This is a genomic window from Bradyrhizobium sp. Kon37, from assembly GCF_055807535.1.
Window position 1 is genome coordinate 531,289 of sequence record NZ_JBVVOY010000004.1, and the last position, 17,929, is coordinate 549,217.

Annotated in this window: 17 protein-coding genes; 12 read left to right on the forward strand and 5 right to left on the reverse strand. The window is 64.5% G+C overall.

Going from position 1 to position 17,929, the window contains the following annotated elements:
- Position 1 precedes the first annotated feature (1 nt).
- A complete protein-coding gene (locus AC0L3J_RS13310) occupies positions 2-196 on the reverse strand; it encodes a twin transmembrane helix small protein (RefSeq protein WP_247427614.1) in 195 nt (64 codons plus the stop codon).
- A gap of 204 nt (positions 197-400) precedes the next feature.
- Here AC0L3J_RS13310 and AC0L3J_RS13315 point away from each other — a divergent pair, with 204 nt between their 5' ends.
- A complete protein-coding gene (locus AC0L3J_RS13315; RefSeq protein WP_473289803.1) occupies positions 401-1,294 on the forward strand; it encodes a YihY/virulence factor BrkB family protein in 894 nt (297 codons plus the stop codon).
- Here the strand turns inward: AC0L3J_RS13315 and AC0L3J_RS13320 are convergent.
- A complete protein-coding gene (locus AC0L3J_RS13320; RefSeq protein ID WP_473347277.1) occupies positions 1,221-2,528 on the reverse strand; it encodes an ATP-binding protein in 1,308 nt (435 codons plus the stop codon). The two genes, AC0L3J_RS13315 and AC0L3J_RS13320, sit on opposite strands and share 74 nt — an antisense overlap.
- A 104-nt stretch (positions 2,529-2,632) precedes the next feature.
- Positions 2,633-3,505 (reverse strand): tRNA glutamyl-Q(34) synthetase GluQRS, encoded by an 873-nt coding sequence (gene gluQRS / locus AC0L3J_RS13325; protein WP_473347278.1) that lies wholly within the window; start codon positions 3,503-3,505, stop codon positions 2,633-2,635.
- A 111-nt stretch (positions 3,506-3,616) separates the two neighbouring features.
- Between gluQRS and AC0L3J_RS13330 the strand changes: the two genes are divergently transcribed.
- Positions 3,617-4,270, forward strand: coding sequence for a DNA-3-methyladenine glycosylase family protein (locus AC0L3J_RS13330; protein ID WP_473347279.1), 654 nt, complete (start codon positions 3,617-3,619; stop codon positions 4,268-4,270).
- Positions 4,271-4,365: 95 nt separating this feature from the next.
- Here AC0L3J_RS13330 and AC0L3J_RS13335 read toward each other — a convergent pair whose 3' ends face one another.
- Positions 4,366-5,253, reverse strand: coding sequence for a LysR family transcriptional regulator (locus AC0L3J_RS13335; protein ID WP_473289794.1), 888 nt, complete (start codon positions 5,251-5,253; stop codon positions 4,366-4,368).
- 176 nt (positions 5,254-5,429) lie between these two features.
- Between AC0L3J_RS13335 and AC0L3J_RS13340 the strand changes: the two genes are divergently transcribed.
- The 8 genes from AC0L3J_RS13340 (at position 5,430) to AC0L3J_RS13375 (ending at position 14,248) form a co-directional block, all read left to right on the forward strand.
- Complete coding sequence (locus tag AC0L3J_RS13340; RefSeq protein WP_473347280.1) at positions 5,430-6,404, forward strand: NAD(P)H-dependent flavin oxidoreductase; 975 nt, start codon at positions 5,430-5,432, stop codon at positions 6,402-6,404.
- Between the two features lie 33 nt (positions 6,405-6,437).
- Entirely contained in the window at positions 6,438-7,622 is a 1,185-nt protein-coding gene (locus AC0L3J_RS13345; RefSeq protein ID WP_473347281.1) for an ABC transporter substrate-binding protein, read from the forward strand.
- Between the two features lie 22 nt (positions 7,623-7,644).
- Positions 7,645-9,153: an acyl-CoA synthetase gene (locus AC0L3J_RS13350; protein WP_473347282.1), complete on the forward strand. Its 1,509-nt coding sequence runs from the start codon at positions 7,645-7,647 to the stop codon at positions 9,151-9,153.
- Positions 9,154-9,376: 223 nt separating this feature from the next.
- Positions 9,377-9,697 (forward strand): hypothetical protein, encoded by a 321-nt coding sequence (locus AC0L3J_RS13355; RefSeq protein WP_473347283.1) that lies wholly within the window; start codon positions 9,377-9,379, stop codon positions 9,695-9,697.
- A gap of 12 nt (positions 9,698-9,709) precedes the next feature.
- A complete protein-coding gene (locus AC0L3J_RS13360; RefSeq protein ID WP_473347284.1) occupies positions 9,710-10,339 on the forward strand; it encodes a hypothetical protein in 630 nt (209 codons plus the stop codon).
- Between the two features lie 250 nt (positions 10,340-10,589).
- Complete coding sequence (locus AC0L3J_RS13365; protein ID WP_473347285.1) at positions 10,590-12,365, forward strand: NAD(P)/FAD-dependent oxidoreductase; 1,776 nt, start codon at positions 10,590-10,592, stop codon at positions 12,363-12,365.
- 135 nt (positions 12,366-12,500) lie between these two features.
- Complete coding sequence (locus tag AC0L3J_RS13370; RefSeq protein ID WP_473347286.1) at positions 12,501-13,478, forward strand: peptidyl-alpha-hydroxyglycine alpha-amidating lyase family protein; 978 nt, start codon at positions 12,501-12,503, stop codon at positions 13,476-13,478.
- A 212-nt stretch (positions 13,479-13,690) separates the two neighbouring features.
- Complete coding sequence (locus tag AC0L3J_RS13375; protein WP_007597381.1) at positions 13,691-14,248, forward strand: HNH endonuclease; 558 nt, start codon at positions 13,691-13,693, stop codon at positions 14,246-14,248.
- 74 nt (positions 14,249-14,322) lie between these two features.
- On the opposite strand, the gene AC0L3J_RS13380 is transcribed toward AC0L3J_RS13375, so the two are convergent.
- Positions 14,323-15,324 (reverse strand): glycoside hydrolase family 16 protein, encoded by a 1,002-nt coding sequence (locus AC0L3J_RS13380; protein ID WP_473347287.1) that lies wholly within the window; start codon positions 15,322-15,324, stop codon positions 14,323-14,325.
- Between the two features lie 297 nt (positions 15,325-15,621).
- On the opposite strand from AC0L3J_RS13380, the gene AC0L3J_RS13385 reads away from it, so the two are divergent.
- Together AC0L3J_RS13385 and AC0L3J_RS13390 are read left to right on the forward strand one after the other, a co-directional pair.
- Positions 15,622-15,843: a dodecin gene (locus AC0L3J_RS13385; protein WP_018453224.1), complete on the forward strand. Its 222-nt coding sequence runs from the start codon at positions 15,622-15,624 to the stop codon at positions 15,841-15,843.
- 168 nt (positions 15,844-16,011) lie between these two features.
- On the forward strand, positions 16,012-17,916 hold the full coding sequence (locus tag AC0L3J_RS13390; protein ID WP_473347288.1) for a diguanylate cyclase domain-containing protein: 1,905 nt from the start codon (positions 16,012-16,014) through the stop codon (positions 17,914-17,916).
- Positions 17,917-17,929 lie beyond the last annotated feature (13 nt).

Genomic DNA, 17,929 nt, shown 5'->3' on the forward strand with positions numbered 1-17,929 from the left:
GTTAACGCCCCATCGCCCACACGGCGACCATCGCGATGACGATCGCCACGAACTGAAGCAGCACGCGCCAGCGCATCAGCTTCTGCGAGGTGCTGGGCGAGCCGCCGCGCATCATGTTGATGAGACCTAGCAGCAGCACCAACGCCACGGCGCCGACCGCGATCGGCAGGATGAAAGTACTCAGAAGAGATGCCATTCGAGGGTAAATAACACCCTCCGCGCCGGTCCGCCATGGCGTTCCCGATCTGGCTTTTAAGCCAATAATATCAGAAGCTAGCTGGATGAATCTGGATTTGCGCGAATTGCCCATCCTCTTCGCCTCTCCCCGCCTGCGGCGAGAGGTCGGAATGCGTTTCCCCCGCGCGGGAAGAGGAAACGACAACAGCAGTGCAGGTGGTGCGTGAAGGCAATCCGTGCCATCTACGTCGTCGCGATGGACGCGTTCTACACGTTCCTGGCCGACGATGGCTGGGCGATCGCGAGCCACATCGCTCTGTCGACGCTGATGGCGCTGTTCCCGTTCCTGATCGTGCTGACCTCGCTCGCCGGCTTCTTCGGCTCCAAGGAACTCGCGGACCAGGCTGCAAGCCTGATGCTCCAGGTCTGGCCCAAGCAGGTCGCGGATTCGATCTCGGGGGAAGTCCACGACGTGCTGACCACGACCCGCACCGGCCTATTCACCATCGGCGCGGTGCTGTCGGTCTACTTCGCCTCCAACGGCGTCGAGGCGCTGCGGGTCGCACTGAACCGCGCCTATGCGGTCGTGGAGATGCGGCCCTGGTACTGGCTACGGCTGGAATCGATCGCCTACACGCTGATTGCGGCCTTCACCGCGCTCGCCATGGCATTCCTGATCGTGCTCGGGCCGCTGCTCATCGAGGCCGCGCGCGCCCACATTCCCCTGTTCGTTGAATCCAACGAGAGGATCCTCACCTGGCTGCGCTACGGCATCACCGTCGGCGCGTTGGTGGTGGCGCTCATCATCCTGCATACCTGGCTGCCGGCGGGACGGCGCCGGTTCCTCCAGATCCTGCCCGGCATCGTCTTCACCATCGTGGCGTCGCTGATATCCGGCATCGTGTTCGGGCAATATCTGGCACGCTTCGCCAACAATTACGTGACGATGTATGCGGGGCTCGCCTCGGTGATCATCGCGCTGGTGTTCCTGTACTTCATCGCCGCGATCTTCGTTTTCGGCGGCGAGCTCAATGCCGCGATCATCAAGTCGCGGCTTCCTCACGGCGTGTCGCTGCAAGCAGCGCAGTCGCTAGCGCCCGCGGAGACACAGGCTTGACCAGAAATGCGTCGGCGCCGGCCTCGCGTGAGGCGACTTCGTCTTCGCCGCGGCCGGACACCCCGATGATGGGGATCTGAGCCAGCGGCGTCGCCATGGTGCGGATCCGCCTGATCGCCTCGACGCCATTGATGCCCGGCAGCACCATATCCATCAGCACCGCGTCGAAGGCGCCCTGCGCGAGCCGGTTTACCGCGTCCTCGCCGCGCCCGATGAACTCGGCATGATGGCCGAGCTCGGTCAGGATGGTGTTGAGCACGACGCGGCCGAACGGATTGTCCTCGACGCTGAGCAAGCGCAGCGCCGGGACCGCATCCATCTCGGCTTCGCCCTTCGACTTGCGGGACTTGCCCGATCCCGTGGCATCCACCGACACCGTCAACGTAAAGGTGGCGCCGCCGCCGGGCCGAGGGGCGACCGTGATATCGCCGCCCATCGCGCGCGCCAACTGCTTCACCGAGGACAGGCCCAGGCCGGCGCCGCCGAAGCGCGAGGCAATGGTCACATTGGCCTGGGTAAACGGCCGGAACAGCCGCTTGATCTCGGCCATGGTGAGGCCGATGCCGCTGTCGGACACCGCGAAGGCGACACCGACGCTGCCTTTGCTCTTTGCTTTGCCTTTGCTCTTGGTGTTGCCCTTGCTGTTGCTCTTGCCGGAACGCCAAGGCGCGACCGTGAGCGCCACGCCGCCGTGCTCGGTGAACTTCACGGCATTGTCGATCAGGTTCTCGAGCGCCGCGCGCAGGCGGACGGGATCACCGACCACCAGCCCCGGCAGCTTCTCCGAGATATTGACCTCGGCCTGGAGGCCCTTGGCCGCGGCGCGACCGGCCAGCGAATCGCCGGCGTTGCGGGCGAGCGTCCGCAGGTCGAACAAATCCTGCCGCAGCGAGCTTCCACCCCCGACCGTCTTTCCGGTCCCCTTGCCACTTCGGGCGGCATCGACGAACAGGGTGGCAAGGTTCGCCAGATGCTCGGCCCCGGCCTTGATCGTGTCGGCCCAGCGTCTTTCCCGTTCCCCGAGATCCGAAGTCGCGAGCAGGTCGCTGATCGCGAGAATGCCGGTCAGGGGGGTGCGGACCTCATGGGCAAAGGCGGCAAGCGCGGCCTGGACGACGTCCGGCTCGACCCGCTTGGTGCTGCGCTTGCGCAACCGGGCAGTCGGCCCGGAGCGCTTCCGAGCCACTCGCTTGGACGTCCCCGTAGTGCGCGCTGCGCGCGTTTTCGCCGCCATAACTCCCCTTCGAAGTATCCCCTTCGAACCCCGGGCCGTCAGGTGAGCATGGCACGGCGGAACACCCGGAGTCACGGCGGCGTTTGGCTAACCCCCAGAGAAACTTAATCTAATCCCACCAACTGGCGGATACCGGGCGGCGTGGCGCCGGCAGCGCGCAGCTCACGAAGGCCAGTCGAGCTGGTTGATTTCGACAGTTTCCGGCCGCCCTCGTCGCGAAGTAGCCCATGGTGGCGGTAGACGGGTTCGGGCAGGCGGAGCAGAACCTGCAGCAGACGGTGGACCGAGGTGGCGTGGAACAGGTCCTGGCCCCGCACAATCTCGCTGATGTCCTGGAGCGCATCGTCGACAACGACGGACAGATGATAACTGGTCGGCGTCTCCTTGCGGGCCAGAATGACGTCGCCCCAGGCTTCTGGCCGCGCCGGGACGACGCCACGCTCACCATCGGGCCCCTCGCCCAGTTCGTTCCAGCTCAGGCCGGCGGCGCGGCGGCAGGCCGCCGCCATGTCGAGCCGAAGCGCATAAGGCGCGCCGGTGTCGATAAGGCGGTCGCGCTCGTCGGCGGACAGCAATCTTGCGTCGCCGGGATAGAGCGGCGCGCCGTCGGGATCGCGAGGCCACGGCCCATCCGCTTCACGCGCCGCAACCAGCCTTGCGATCTCGGCGCGGCTTTCGAAGGCGGGATAGACCAGGCCGAGCGCCGAGAGCCTGTCCAGCGCCGCGCGATAAGCGTCGAGATGCTCCGACTGCCGCCGCACCGGCGTCTCCCAGGCGATGGCGAGCCAGGCGAGGTCTTCGTAGATCGCTGTCTCATATTCCGGCCGGCAACGCGTCGCGTCGATGTCCTCGATCCGCAGCAATAGCCGCCCACCGGTCTCGCGCGCGCGGTCGGAATTCAACAGCGCGGAATAGGCGTGGCCGAGGTGCAGGTAGCCGTTCGGACTGGGAGCAAATCGGAAAACGGGTGGCGACATATGCACAAATCTCGTCATGGCCGGACTTACCCGATCATCCATCTCCAACACTCTGTTACGATAGGAGATGGAAGCGCGGGTCAAGTCCGCGCATGACAAGTTGAGCAAGCGATGACCATCCACCTCGAAACCCAATCCGATCTCGAAGAGGCCGTCCACGCACTGGTCAAGCGTGATCCGCGGCTCAAGCCGGTGCTCGCAATCGCCGGCATGCCGGGGTTGCGGCGGCGCGAGCCGGGCTTTGCGGGGCTTGCCCATATCGTCTGCGGGCAGCAGCTCTCCACAGCAAGCGCCGCAGCGATCTGGGGACGGCTGTCCGCCGCGTTCGATCCGTTCGACCACGAGGCGATCCGCCGCGCCCGCACCGACCGGCTGGGGCGGCTCGGCCTGTCCGCCGCCAAGATCAAGACGCTGAAACATCTCGCGCGCGAGATCACCGCACAGCGGCTGAACCTCGACGTGCTCGCAGAAGAAGACGCCGATGCCGCGCATCACACGCTGATCGCGCTGCCCGGCATCGGACCGTGGACCGCGGACGTCTATCTGCTGTTTTGCCTGGGCCATGGCGACGCTTGGCCGGCCGGCGACCTCGCCGTGCAGGAAGGCATCCGCATCGGGCTCGGCTTGCAGGCGCGGCCGACGGAGAAGCAGATGGCGCCGCTCGCCGAACCCTGGCGCCCCCTGCGCGGCGCGGCGGCGCATCTGTGGTGGAGCTATTATCGCGCGGTGAAAAAACGTGAGGGCGTCATCGCGGGATCAACCTAGAGCCAGTTCCGTTCCGATGGAATCGGAACTGGGCTCTATTTTGTTTTGACGCGTTTTCTTGACGCGAACCGGTGTCCACTTCGCTCGAAAACGCTCTAGCCCCGCAGCCTGACGCGATCGGTCCGGGCGCAATCGGCGACGAAGTCGATGACGGCCCGCACCGCCGGCAGCTCGACGAGGTCGGGATGGGCGAGCAGCCACAGGTCCGCCACGCTGGCGAGCTTCTGCGGCGCGACACGCACGAGATCGGGATAGCTTTCGGCGACAAAACACGACAGGGCGGAGATTCCGAGTCCGGCGCGGACTGCCGCCAGCATGTCGCCCTGCGACGAGCAGCGCATCACCACCCTGGCCTGACGCGTGACGACGTCGCTCCATCGCGCAAGCTGGACGTTGGAGGTCTGATCGGCGAAACCGATGACGCTGTGCCCCTTCCACTCGCCGCGCCGTTCCGGCAAGGACCGCCCGCCGGCGTAGTCCCGCGAGGCGTAGAACCCGGTGCCGAGACGGCCGATCTTGCGGCCGACCAGATTTTCCTCGCCGCTGTCGAAGGGCCGCAGCACCACGTCCGCCTCGCGCCGGCGCACGCTCGCCGGAAACGGATGGGTGATGATCTCGAGCTGGACGTGATCATGCGCGCGCAGGAAAGCAGGCAGGCACGGCATCAGCCAATGCGACGCCAGCGTCGCGCCGATCGACAGCTTGACGGTTCCGCGCGCCTTATGCCCTCCGGCCGAGACTGCCGTCTCGGCCCTCAGCGCGGCCGCCGCCATCGCTTCAGCGTGCTCGCGCAGCGTCCGTCCATCCGCGGTGAGCGCCAAGCCATCGGCGGCGCGTGCCACCAGCCTGGTGCCGAGCTGGGCTTCCAGCGCCGCGATCTTGCGGCTGACGGTGGGATGGCTGCTGTGCAGCCGGCGCGCCGCGCCGGTGAAGCTGCCGGTATCAGCGACCGCGACGAAGGTCTTGCAAAGGTCCCAGTCCATGAGCGGCCTCTGTTCAAATCTGAATAGTCGTTCGTTCAATATTGAACGATGGGAGGCCGCACTCCAACCCCTATAATGGCGTGAAATGAAACATGGGCGGCAACTCGCCCGCGACGATCAACAGGGAAACGCCTCGTCATCCGCCTGCCGGCGGACTGCGTTTCCGGGAGGACATCATGGCGCTGCCCGCTCTCTTGAAGGATTCGCTCGAGCTGCCCGTGGTCGGCTCGCCGCTCTTCCTCGTCTCGGGCCCTGAGCTGGTGATCGCCCAGTGCAAGGCCGGCATCGTCGGCTCGTTTCCGGCGCTCAATGCCCGTCCGGTGGAAAAGCTCGACGAGTGGCTGAGCCGCATCGAGGACGAACTCGGTGAATACAAATCGCGCAATCCCGGCAAGAAGGTCGCACCCTACGCCGTCAACCAGATCTGCCACGCCTCCAACGACCGGCTGATGAAGGACATGGAGACCTGTGTGAAGCACAGGGCGCCCATCATCATCACCTCGCTGCGACCGCCCGCCGAGCTCGTCGAGGCCGCACATTCCTACGGCGGCCTCGTGTTCCACGACGTCATCAACGTCAAGCACGCGCGCAAGGCCGCCGAGCAAGGTGTCGACGGCCTGATCCTGGTCTGCGCAGGCGCTGGAGGACATGCAGGAACGCTCTCGCCTTTCGCGCTGGTACGTGAAGTCAAGCAATGGTTCGACGGCGCGATTCTGCTGTCGGGCGCAATCAGCGACGGCTTCGCAATTGCCTCCGCGCTGACGCTGGGCGCCGACCTCGCCTATATGGGCACGCGCTTCATCGCGACGAAGGAAGCCAATGCCGACGAAGCCTACAAGTCCGCCCTGACACAGCACGCCGCACACGACATCGTCTACACCAACCTCTTCACCGGCGTGCACGGCAACTATCTCGGGCCTTCGATCGCCGCGGCCGGGCTCGATCCGGACAATCTGCCGGCCGCCGACAAGACGAAGATGAACTTCGGATCCGGTGGCAACATGAAGTCCAAGGCGTGGCGCGACATCTGGGGCTCGGGCCAGGGTATCGGCCAGATCGCAGACGCGCCGCCGGTCGCCGAGCTCGTCGATCGGATGAAACGGGAGTTCGACCAGGCCCGACAGGATTTCCTGATGCGCGTCAGCGCCTAAGGGCTCGGACCGACAATAAAACGGGAGGACACCATGAAGCTGGCAGCCGCACTGATCGGCATGTCGTTGCTGACGCTCGCGGGCGGCAGTGCTCATGCCGAAGGCAGCGACGAGATTCGCATCGGGCAGACCCTGCCCTACAGCGGTCCGGCGTCTGGCTTCGGCGCGATCGGACGGACGCAGGAAGCGTTCTTCGAGAAGGTCAATGCCGAAGGCGGCATCAACGGCCGCAAGGTCAAGTTCATCACGCTGGACGACGCCTACTCGCCGCCGAAGACCGTTGAGCAGACCCGCAAGCTGGTGGAGCAAGAGGAGGTGCTGATGATGTTCGGCTCGCTCGGCACCGCCACCAACAGCGCCGTGCAGCGCTATCTCAACGCCAAGAAAGTGCCGCAGCTGTTCGTGCTCTCCGGCGCCACCAAATGGGCCGATCCGCAGAAGAACCCGTGGACCATGCCGGGCATGGCGGCCTACGAATCCGAGGGCGTGGTCTATGCCAAATACATTTTGCAGGCCAAGCCCGACGCCAAGATCGCGATCCTCTCGCAGAACGACGATTTCGGCCGCGACTATGTCGCGGGGTTCAAACGCGCGCTCGGGACCAAGGCCGCAAGCATGATCATCGCGGAAGCGAGCTACGAGACCAGCGCGCCGACGATCAGCTCGCAGCTCTCGACCTTGAAGGCCTCGGGCGCCAACGTGCTGTTCGGCGTCGTGCTCGGCAAGTTCACCTCGCAGATGGTCAAGGGCGTGGCCGAGATCGGCTGGAAGCCGGAGCTGTTCTTCGTGCCGACCTCGGCGTCGTCGATCTCTTTCCTGGAACCGGCAGGGCTCGACAACGCGGTCGGCCTGATCTCGTCCAGCAACCAGAAGGACACGATGGACCCACAATGGGCCGACGATCCCGGCGTGAAGGAATATTTCGCCTTCATGAAGCGCTACATGCCGACCGCGGACCTCTCCAACTCCAACTACGCCGCGGGCTATCACTATGCCACGCTGCTGATGACGGTGCTCAACGCGTGCAAGGATGATATCAGCCGCGACAACATCATGCGCCAGGCGGCCTCGTTGAAGGATGTGAAGCTGCCGCTGCTGCTGCCGGGAATGGCTGTTGCGACCGGCCCCGACGACTATCTACCGTTCCAGCAGCTTCAGCTCCGGCGCTTCAACGGCAAGAGCTGGGTCGGCTTCGGCGACGTGCTGGATGATCGCTAGACGAGCGGGATGAGGAGACGCCATGATCATCAGCGGCGAACGCCAGATCAGCTATGACGACATCCGGGCCCGGATCAGGCGGGCGATGAGCGGCTTCCGCGCCCTCGGGCTTGCGGAGGCAGCGCCGGTCGCGATGATGCTGCGCAACGATTTCGCCCTGTTCGAGGTGGTTGCCGCTTCCGCCGCGCTGGGCAGTCCGGTGGTGCCGATCAACTGGCACCTCAAAGCCGAGGAGGTGCGTTACATCCTGGCCGACAGCGGGGCGAAGATCCTGGTCTGCCATGCCGATTTGCTGCCGCAGATCCGCGACGGCATACCGGCGGATGTCCTTCTCCTGGTCGTTGCGACGCCGCCCGAACTCGCGGCGACCTTCTCGATCCCTCGGGAGCTGACCGAGATCCCGGTGGGACTGACCGATTGGGACCGCTGGCGCGACGACCATCCGCAAGCGCAGGAGCCGCCGCGGCGGGCCGCAGCGATGATCTATACATCGGGCACCACGGGCATGCCGAAGGGTGTGCGGCGCATGCCGATGCAGCCCGAACAGGCGGCCGCCTCGGAACGCGTGGGCGGGATCGCCTATGGCATCAAGCCGCGCGAAGACCAAATCGTGCTGATCAACGGGCCGATGTATCACTCGGCGCCGCATTCTTACGGCATGCTGGCGTTCCGCAGCGCTTGCACCATCATCCTCCAGGCGCGGTTCGATGCCGAGGAGCTGCTGGCGCTGATCGAGCGCCACCGCGTCACGCACATTCACATGGTACCGACCATGTTCGTCCGGCTGCTGCGGTTGCCCGAAGCGGTCAGGCAGAGTTACGACCTGTCGTCGCTGCGCTTCGTCGTGCACGGCGCCGCGCCCTGCCCGCCGGACGTCAAGCGCGCCATGATCGACTGGTGGGGACCGGTCATCAACGAATATTTCGGCTCCACGGAGACCGGGATCCCGGTGTGGCACTCGGCCGAGGAAGCACTGAAGAAGCCCGGCACGGTCGGCCGTGCCATCGAGGGCGGCATCGTCAGGATCTTCCGCGACGACGGCAGCCCGTGCGGTGCCAACGAAGTCGGCGAAATCTACATGCGCCAGACGGCGGTGCCCGATTTCGACTACCACGGCAGGTCGCAGGCAAGGGCCGAGGCCGGCCGTGACGGCCTCGTCAGCGTCGGCGACGTCGGTTACCTCGACGCGGACGGCTATCTGTTCCTGTGCGATCGCAAGCGCGACATGGTGATCTCCGGCGGCGTCAACATCTATCCCGCCGAGATCGAGAACGTGCTGATCGGAATGCCCGGCGTGCGCGACTGTGCCGTGTTCGGCATCCCCGACGCGGAATTCGGCGAACGGCTGTGCGCCTTTGTCGAGCCTGAAGCGGATGCCGAGCTCTCGGCCGACGCTGTCCGATCGTTCCTGCGCGAGCGGCTTGCCAATTTCAAGGTGCCCAAGGACGTCGAATTCCGCGACGCGCTGCCCCGCGAGGCAACGGGAAAGATTTTCAAACGCAAGCTGCGGGAGTCCTATTGGGCCACGTGAGCCGGGAGCTCACTTTGGCCCATGATCGATGCAGCCGAGCTTTTCGAAATACGAACTTCTCAGGCAAAAGTGCAGTCTGCATAAACGGGAAAGAGCGGCAATCGTTCCTGGAGTCTTGAGAATTCGCGAACGTTGAATCCACGCGCTTCGATTTCCGAGCAACCGCAACCAATTCGAATCTCGTCTGTTGTCGACCGGCACAATCACTGCCGGAGGATAAACTATGTCACGTCTAATTTCGCTCGCTGCGGCTGTCCTGCTGCTCGGATCAATGCCCGTAAGCGCGCAGTCGCAAAAGGCACAAAGCGCCCCGGGCAACAACGCCGTCAACAGCTCTGATCATAACAACTCAAACGCACCCGTCGCAGGCCGCAACAGCTTCACCGAGGGACAGGCGAAGTCGAAGATCGAGGGCGCGGGCTATTCCAATGTTTCCGGCCTGCAAAAGGACGACAATGGCGTCTGGCGCGGCAAGGCCGACAAGGCCGGGACCAAGGCGGACGTGAGCGTCGATTTCCAGGGCAACGTGAACCCCGCCAAGTAAGGAGGATAAAACATGACCACCACCATTTCTCGACTTTATGACACCTATTCGGATGCGGAACGTGCGGTCAGGCGTCTGGAGGCCGCGGGCGTGCCGCACTCCGACATCAGCATCGTCGCGAACAATTCCGATAATTGGTACGGCTCCTCCACCGGCAAGGTCGACCGCGATCGCGACGGCGTCGACGATCGCGCCGAAGGTGCCGGCACGGGCGCCGGGATCGGCGCTGGCCTCGGCAGCGCGGCGGGCCTGCTTGCAGGACTCGGCTTGCTGGCTATTCCGGGACTCGGACCGGTGGTTGCCGCCGGATGGCTGGCTTCGACCGCAGTTGGTGCCGCGGCCGGCGCCGCGACGGGCGGCATCGTTGGCGCGCTGACCGAAGCCGGCGTCTCCAAGGACGATGCGTCGCGCTACGCGGAAGGCGTCCGTCGCGGCGGAACGCTGGTATCGGCGCGGGTACCCCACCAGGACCGCACACGTCTCGATGCCCTTTTGCACGAGAAGGCCGTGAACCTGCAGGAACGCAGCACCGCCTGGCAGAAGTCCGGCTGGAACGGCTTCGATGCCGCAAGCCCGCCCTTGTCGCCTGACGATGTCGGCCGTGAGCGCGAGCTGTACGGCACTGGGGTGCGGGGTAGGTAGGGATGTTCCGCTCGCCGCTACGCGAGCGGCTGTGAATGCCAAGAGCGCGAGGGAGGCTCCACCAAGGTGGAGCCTTTTTCGCGTGCCCTCCTCGAACACCATGAGGGTGCCGCAGGTCTCTCTCAACGGGCGCATTCCGCTGAAGCAGGGGCACATGTTCTCACTGCTCGGGTAATCGGCTATTGGCCGGCTGCGAAACAGTATAGCGTTCGACCCCAGAGGAAACGCCGCGAAGACGGCACGAGGTCGCATGCTGGACAGGACGAAGGACATTGCCGCATTCGCGCAAGCCTGGCTCGACGAATTTGAGCGCACGCTTGTCGCACCTGATGGCGCTGGGCTGGATCGTCTTTTCCTCGCCTACAGCTATTGGCGCGACGTGCTGGCACTCAGCTGGAACCTGCAAACGATCGCCGGCGGCGACTCGATCAAGCAGGAGCTGACAACGCTCGCCGCAGGCGTCGCGCCGGGCAGCTTCAAGATCGCGCCGAACCGGGCGCGACCGCGCTGGGTCACGCGTGCCGGCACCAATAATATCGAAGCCATCTTCAATTTCGAGACCGCAATCGGCCGCGGTAGCGGCATCGTCCGGCTCGTACCCGACGCCGCCGACGGCGATCGCCTGAAAGCGTGGACGCTCCTCACCGCGCTCGACGAGCTCAAGGGCTTCGAGGAGCAGCTCGGCACCTCGCGGCCGCGCGGCCATGCCTATTCGCGCGACTTCCGCGGACCGAACTGGCTCGACCTGCGCAACGCCTCGCGCGACTACGCCGATCGCGATCCCACCGTGCTGGTGGTCGGCGGCGGCCAGGCCGGGCTCGCGATTGCCGCGCGGCTGAAGCAGTTGAAGATCGACACCCTGATCGTCGATCGCGAGACACGGATCGGGGACAATTGGCGCAAGCGCTATCATGCGCTAACCCTGCACAACCAGGTGCAGGTCAATCACATGCCTTACATGCCGTTCCCTCCGAGCTGGCCGACCTATATTCCCAAGGACAAACTCGCCAACTGGTTCGAGGCTTATGTCGAGGCGATGGAGCTGAACTTCTGGACCGGCACCGAATTCGAAGGCGGCGCCTATGACGATGCCAATGGCAATTGGACCGTCACATTGCGAGGCGCCGACGGTGGCAAACGGACCATGCGCCCGCGCCATGTGGTAATGGCGACCGGCGTCAGCGGCATCGCCAATGTGCCTGTCATCCCAACCCTCGATAACTTCAAGGGCACGCTGCTGCATTCGAGCCGCTACGAGGACGGCGAGACCTGGACAGGCAAACGCGCCATCGTCATCGGCACCGGCAATAGTGGTCACGACATCGCGCAGGATCTTCACTCCAGCGGCGCCGACGTAACGCTGGTGCAGCGTTCACCTACGCTCGTCACCAATATCGAGCCGTCGGCACAACTCGCTTATGCCACCTACAATGAGGGCACGCTCGAGGACAATGATCTGATCGCCACCTCGATGCCGACGCCGCTGGCGAAGAAGACCCATGTGATGCTGACGGAGCAGTCGAAGCAGCTCGACAAGGAGCTGCTCGAGGGATTGCGGCGCGTCGGCTTCAAGCTCGATTTCGGCGAGGCCGGCACCGGCTGGCAGTTCAAATATCTCACCCGTGGCGGCGGCTATTATTTCAATGTCGGCTGCTCCAACCTCATCGTCGAGGGCGCGATCAAGCTCAGGCAGTTTTCCGACATCGAGGGCTTCATCACCGAGGGCGTCCGGATGAAGGACGGCACGATCCTTCCGGCCGAATTGATCGTGCTTTCGACCGGTTACAAGACACAGGAATATTTGGTGCGGAAACTGTTCGGCGACGGCGTCGCCGACCGGGTCGGCCCGATCTGGGGCTTTGGCGACGGCCTCGAGCTGCGTAACATGTACGTGCGCACCAGACAGCCCGGCCTCTGGTTCATCGCCGGCAGCCTCGCGCAATGCCGGATCAACTCGAAATATCTCGCGCTCCAGATCAAGGCGATCGAGGAAGGGATTTTGGGGCGTGAGGCGGGCGCAATTTGAGCCTCCTCGTCATTGCGAGCGCAGCGAAGCAATCCAGCGTCTTTCCCCGGAGACAGACTGGATTGCTTCGCTGCGCTCGCAATGACAGTGTGGAGACGATCGCGCATTGCCGACATGAATAAGAGGAGAACACCCATGCCAGCCATTCTCGGCACCGGCGAGCACCGCTACCGCGTCGTTGAAGACTTCGCAAAGCTGCCGGACGGATGGCAGCTCACCGACGTCGCCTCGGTCGCGGTCGACAGCAAGGACCGCGTCTACGTCTTCAATCGCGGTGCCCATCCGATGGTCGTGCTGGACCGCGAGGGCAATTTTCTCCGGAGTTGGGGCGAAGGCCTGTTCTCGCGCGCCCATGGCCTGCACATCGATGCCGACGACAATCTCTATTGCACCGATGACGGCGACCACACCGTGCGCAAATGCACCACCGACGGCAAGGTGCTGCTGACGATCGGCATCCCCGAGAAACCGTCGCCGTTCATGAGCGGCGATCCGTTCCACCGCTGTACCCACACCGCACTGTCGCCCAAGGGCGAAATCTACGTCTCCGACGGCTATGGCAATGCGCGCGTGCACAAGTTCACGCCCGGCGGCAAACTGATGACGAGCTGGGGCGAGCCTGGCACCGATCCCGGCCAGTTCAACATCGTGCACAACATCGCCACCGATGCCGACGGCTTTGTCTATGTCGCCGACCGCGAGAACCACCGCGTGCAGGTGTTCGACGGCGACGGCAAGTACGAGACGCAATGGAACAATCTGCACCGCCCTTGTGCGCTATGCTGCTGCGGTGGGCCTAAGAGCCCGACCTTCGTTATCGGGGAACTCGGCCCCGGCCTCGCGGTCAACCGCAAGGTGCCCAATCTCGGCCCGCGGCTCTCGATCGTGGACGCCAAGGGCAACCGCATCGCGCGGCTCGGCGGCGAGGCAGGCCCGGGCGTTGCGAGCGGAAAATTCCTGGCGCCGCACGGCATTGCACTGGATTCCAGGGGCGACATCTATGTCGGCGAGGTCGGCGTCACCGACTGGAAGACCAGCTTTCCGGATGAGGAGATGCCGGCCGCGGTGCGCGCGACGCGATGTCTTCAGAAGCTGGAGCGGGTGCGGGAGTAGCTGCCTCGGCACATCGACGTCGCGCTGTCAGAACGACGCTGCCCACCGCCTCGGACCTGGAAATCACGGCGTTTTGCGCGCTTTGCCACCCCCCGGCCGCATTGCTTGCGCCGGAATAAGTCGCTCACCGGGCTTCACAATCCCGTCACGCTGCATGTAGTATGTGAGTTACGTGCTGCTTCGCAGCGTACATTGGAGGCCAGGAGCGTTACTTGAACGCACATGTCTCGCAAGGCCATTGGCCGGTGTTGGTGCTGAATGCGGACTTCCGGCCGCTGAGTTACTACCCACTGTCTTTGTGGTCGTGGCAGGACGCGATCAAGGCGGTATTCCTCGACCGCGTCAACATCGTCGCGCATTACGATCAGGCGGTCCATAGTCCCACGCTGCAAATGCAGCTGCCGAGCGTCGTCTCGCTCAAATCCTTCGTCAAGCCGACCACCCACCCTGCCTTCACCCGATTCAACGTCTTCCTGCGCGATCGTTTCGCCTGCCAATATTGCGGCTCGCCCGAAGACCTCACCTTCGACCATATCATCCCGCGCAGCAAAGGCGGCCAGACCACCTGGGAGAATGTGGTCGCGGCGTGCTCGCCCTGCAATCTGCGCAAGGGCAATCTGACGCCGGTGCAAGCCAAGATGTTTCCACGCCAGCACGCGTTCGCGCCGACCGTGCACCAGCTCCACCGTAACGGCCGGCTGTTCCCACCGAACTATCTGCACGACAGCTGGCTGGACTACCTCTACTGGGATACGGAGCTGGATCCGTAGCGTCGGCGCGCAGGCCCGCGGCAGTCCATCGTTGACTCGCGCCGCTCAACGCCGGGAGAGATCAGCGAGCGTCGCTATCTGCGCGCCTGCTCCAGATCGATCTGATAGACGGAAATCCGGTCGATCTCGAATGCGACGGTAGGCGGCGACTCCGCGTCGACCGGTCCGACGCCGAGAAAGAATTTCGATCCGATCGCGAGATTGACGATCATGTACATGGGATCGTCGAAACCGATCGGGACCTTGATGTCGGACACCGGCCTGCGGTCGATGAAATAGACCAGGCGATCCTCCTCCCACAGCACACCGTAAGTGTGGAATGTGCTCGACGCGTCGCCGACCGCGAAGTCGAAGCCGCAGGACTGGATCTTCTGGGTCGAGGGAATCCGCCAATGCGTCGTCATCACGAGATCACCCGGCTTTTCGCCGCGGCCTTCCAGCACGTCGACCTCCGGCGGCCAGCCGCCGTCATCCGCCAGCATCCAGAACGCCGGCCACACCGCGTGCCCGACCGGCACCTTGGCGCGGATCTCGAAATAGCCGTGCTTCTGCGCGAACGTGCCCTGGGTCGTCAGTATCCCGGAGATGTACTCGTTGTCGAACAGCGCCGGTTTCAATTCCGGCGGCGTACGGCTGGCGACGATCGACAGCACGCCGTCCTTGACCTTGAAGGGATCGAGCCCGAGCGGCGCCGCCGCGCGCCCGGCGTAGCGCGGATCGACATAGATCTGTTGCTCGCCATTGGCGCTGGTCTTGCGCTTGAACTCGGAGCCGTCGCCACCCCAATAGCGCGCCTCCGGCCAGGCCGCACCGCCAGCGTAATGCGGCACCCAGCGTCCGTTCGCCAGCGGATGCTCGTCAAAATCCTCGTTGAAGGTCCGGCGTAGCGGCAAGAAGACCAGCGAGGCCGGATTGACCGTTTCCAGCCGACGGCACTCGATGGTGGAGGGATCGGTCGTCACCTGCAGCGACATGCTCACCGAGGCACCGTCGAGATCGTCCTGCGCGATGGCCAGCGCAGGCACTACGCAGAGACCGATCGCAGCCAGAGCGCCCCTCGTCCAACGCGCGATCATCACCGCTCTTCGAAGATGCCAGAGGAAGGCCGGAAGCTAGCTCGCCCATATCGGGACGGGCAAGAGCGGGCCCGCGACCGCGCACCAATTCGGGAGCGCCACCCGCCCACACCATCCAGATTTTCGTGCAGTTATAAAAAATGGAGCACCGCACGCGGCAGGCGACCGGCGGGTCTCCCTCGGGGACGGAACTCGAAGCGCCGGCATCCGTTCAGAGTCGAGGCCGGATGTCGCGCGGACGCCAGTTGTCCGCGACAGACATATCCGGCCCCGCCACAGCACAAGGGGAGAATAGTCATGGCCACAAGCGAGACGGATCACGTCTACAAGATCCTGGAACTGGTCGGATCGTCCGAGACATCGATCGAGGACGCGATCAAGAACGCGGTCAGCCGGGCCGCCAAGACCGTTCGCGAGATGAAATGGTTCGAGGTGGTGCAAACGCGCGGCCATATCGAGAATGGTGCCGTGCGCCACTACCAGGTGACGCTACGGGTCGGCTTCACGCTGGATGAGTAAGGCAGAAAACGCCGGGCGAAGCCGACGCCAGGGGCCAGCCTGGTTAGCTCGACAATAGCCTGTCCATTGCCGAGGATTGTTCCAACCGGAAGCGCACAATCCGCGCGGATGTTGCAACAGGCCGTTAAGGCCAAAGTGAGAGGTTTGCGCCGAAATGGAGCAAGCCTGATGACCACGGGCCGCGAACTCGGAAAGACGCGCCTTCCGCTCTGGGCAGCGGGTTTCGTCATTCTGACCTGCTTCGCCATCCTCGGCTTGAGCGCTTGGCGTGAATGGGAAACACGCAATGCCGATCTCAAGAACGCCGAGATCGACGTCGCCAATCTGGCGCATTCGCTGATCCAGCACGCGGACGACACCTTCGAACTCGTTGATACGATCCTCGTCGGGTTAGTCCATCGGCTCGAACTCGACGGCACGGGTCCGGACACGATTACCAAGCTTCAGGCCTATCTGCCGACACGGAAATCATCGGACCGCATCCGCGGCATCTTCGTTTATGACGCGATCGGGCAGTGGCTTGCCACGACCGAGCGGCTCGACTTCTCCAAGCTCAACAACAGCGACCGCGGATATTTCCAGCGTCATCGCGACTCGCCCGAGATGGGCACGTTGATCGGACCGCCCGTGAAGAGTCGAGCCGGGGGCCAATGGGTCGTCACCGCGTCCCGCCGGATCAACGATGCCGACGGCGGCTTCGCCGGCGTTGCCCTGCTCACGATCGACGTCAGCTATTTCGTCAAGTTCTACGAGCGGTTTGACATCGGTACCAACGGCTCGGCATCGCTGCTCAACGATAGCGGCATCATGCTGGCGCGCAGCCGCGACGACAGCGGCGCCTTTGTCGGACGCGACCTGTCCAGTGCGCCCTTGTTCAAGGGATGGGAGAGTCGTCCCGCCGCGGCAGTCTACTATTTCAAGTCGCCGCTCGATGGCGTCCAGCGGCTGAGCTATTACCAACGCAGCAGCCGCTATCCCCTGATGGTGCTGGCGAGCAAGTCGCGGGACGACGTGCTGGCGCCCTGGCGGCAAGCCGCGGCTGCGCGCACCATCTTCGTCCTCGGCCTCGTGCTGCTGATCGCGGTGATCGGCTTTTACCTGGTCCGTCAGCTCGTGCAGCGGCAGCGCATGGCCCAGGCCCTTGTCGTCAGCGAAGCAAACTTCCGCCTGTTGGCCGAGCAATCCAGCGACATGGTGACCCGGATCGGGCTGGACAACCGGCTGCTCTACGTTTCCCCCTCGTGCGTGCGCATCACGGGCTGGTCCTCCGACGAACTGCTGTCCACCTCGGCCCTGGCCGGCATTCACGCCGACGACATGGAGCGGGTCGAGCAGGCTATCGCCGCGCTGAAGAATGGCGAGGCCGAGGAGACGCGGTTCGTCTATCGCCAGCGTCATCGCGACAAGGGCGAGATCTGGGCGGAGGCGGCGTTGCACGTGACCCTGGCGTCGGACAGCGGCGAGATCGACGGCGTCGTCGCGGTGGTGCGCGACATGACCGAGCAAAAGGATCTTCAGGACAAGCTCGCCTCGCTTGCAACGACCGACGGCCTCACCGGCCTCGCCAACCGGCGCGCTTTCGACGAGCGTCTCGCAGACGAATGGGCGCGCGCAAGGCGCGACGGCACGCAGCTCTCGCTCCTGCTGATCGATGTCGATCATTTCAAGAAATTCAACGACCAATACGGCCATCTGGCCGGTGACGGATGCCTGCGCGCGCTGGCCCGAATCCTGTCCGCGCACACCAAGCGCCCGGCCGATCTCGCGGCACGCTATGGTGGCGAAGAATTCGCCGTGCTGTTGCCGAACACCGGTCCCGAGGGCTGCGCCGAGGTCGGCGATGGGATTCGCAAGGCCCTGCACGATCTCGCCATGCTGCATGCGCAAAGTCCCCCTTCCCGCCTGGTGACTGCAAGCGTCGGCGGCGCGACGAGCCTTCCATCCCAAACCACGACGGACTGCAGCACGCTGGTCGCCGCCGCCGACCGCGCGCTCTACGCCGCCAAGGACAACGGCCGTGACCGGCTGGTGATGTCGGGACAGGTCGTTCCCTGGCCCGCCAGGAGCGCGTGACGGATCGACCGCT

Bases quoted from the DNA above. Each gene is read 5' to 3' on its own strand.
- AC0L3J_RS13390 (WP_473347288.1), top strand. From the start codon at position 16,012: ATGACCACGGGCCGCGAACTCGGAAAGACGCGCCTTCCGCTCTGGGCA.
- gluQRS (WP_473347278.1), bottom strand. From the start codon at position 3,505: ATGTCGCCACCCGTTTTCCGATTTGCTCCCAGTCCGAACGGCTACCTG.
- AC0L3J_RS13310 (WP_247427614.1), bottom strand. From the start codon at position 196: ATGGCATCTCTTCTGAGTACTTTCATCCTGCCGATCGCGGTCGGCGCC.
- AC0L3J_RS13320 (WP_473347277.1), bottom strand. From the start codon at position 2,528: ATGGCGGCGAAAACGCGCGCAGCGCGCACTACGGGGACGTCCAAGCGA.
- AC0L3J_RS13385 (WP_018453224.1), top strand. From the start codon at position 15,622: ATGGCCACAAGCGAGACGGATCACGTCTACAAGATCCTGGAACTGGTC.
- AC0L3J_RS13340 (WP_473347280.1), top strand. From the start codon at position 5,430: ATGGCGCTGCCCGCTCTCTTGAAGGATTCGCTCGAGCTGCCCGTGGTC.
- AC0L3J_RS13345 (WP_473347281.1), top strand. From the start codon at position 6,438: ATGAAGCTGGCAGCCGCACTGATCGGCATGTCGTTGCTGACGCTCGCG.
- AC0L3J_RS13350 (WP_473347282.1), top strand. From the start codon at position 7,645: ATGATCATCAGCGGCGAACGCCAGATCAGCTATGACGACATCCGGGCC.
- AC0L3J_RS13355 (WP_473347283.1), top strand. From the start codon at position 9,377: ATGTCACGTCTAATTTCGCTCGCTGCGGCTGTCCTGCTGCTCGGATCA.
- AC0L3J_RS13330 (WP_473347279.1), top strand. From the start codon at position 3,617: ATGACCATCCACCTCGAAACCCAATCCGATCTCGAAGAGGCCGTCCAC.
- AC0L3J_RS13365 (WP_473347285.1), top strand. From the start codon at position 10,590: ATGCTGGACAGGACGAAGGACATTGCCGCATTCGCGCAAGCCTGGCTC.
- AC0L3J_RS13380 (WP_473347287.1), bottom strand. From the start codon at position 15,324: ATGATCGCGCGTTGGACGAGGGGCGCTCTGGCTGCGATCGGTCTCTGC.
- AC0L3J_RS13370 (WP_473347286.1), top strand. From the start codon at position 12,501: ATGCCAGCCATTCTCGGCACCGGCGAGCACCGCTACCGCGTCGTTGAA.
- AC0L3J_RS13360 (WP_473347284.1), top strand. From the start codon at position 9,710: ATGACCACCACCATTTCTCGACTTTATGACACCTATTCGGATGCGGAA.
- AC0L3J_RS13335 (WP_473289794.1), bottom strand. From the start codon at position 5,253: ATGGACTGGGACCTTTGCAAGACCTTCGTCGCGGTCGCTGATACCGGC.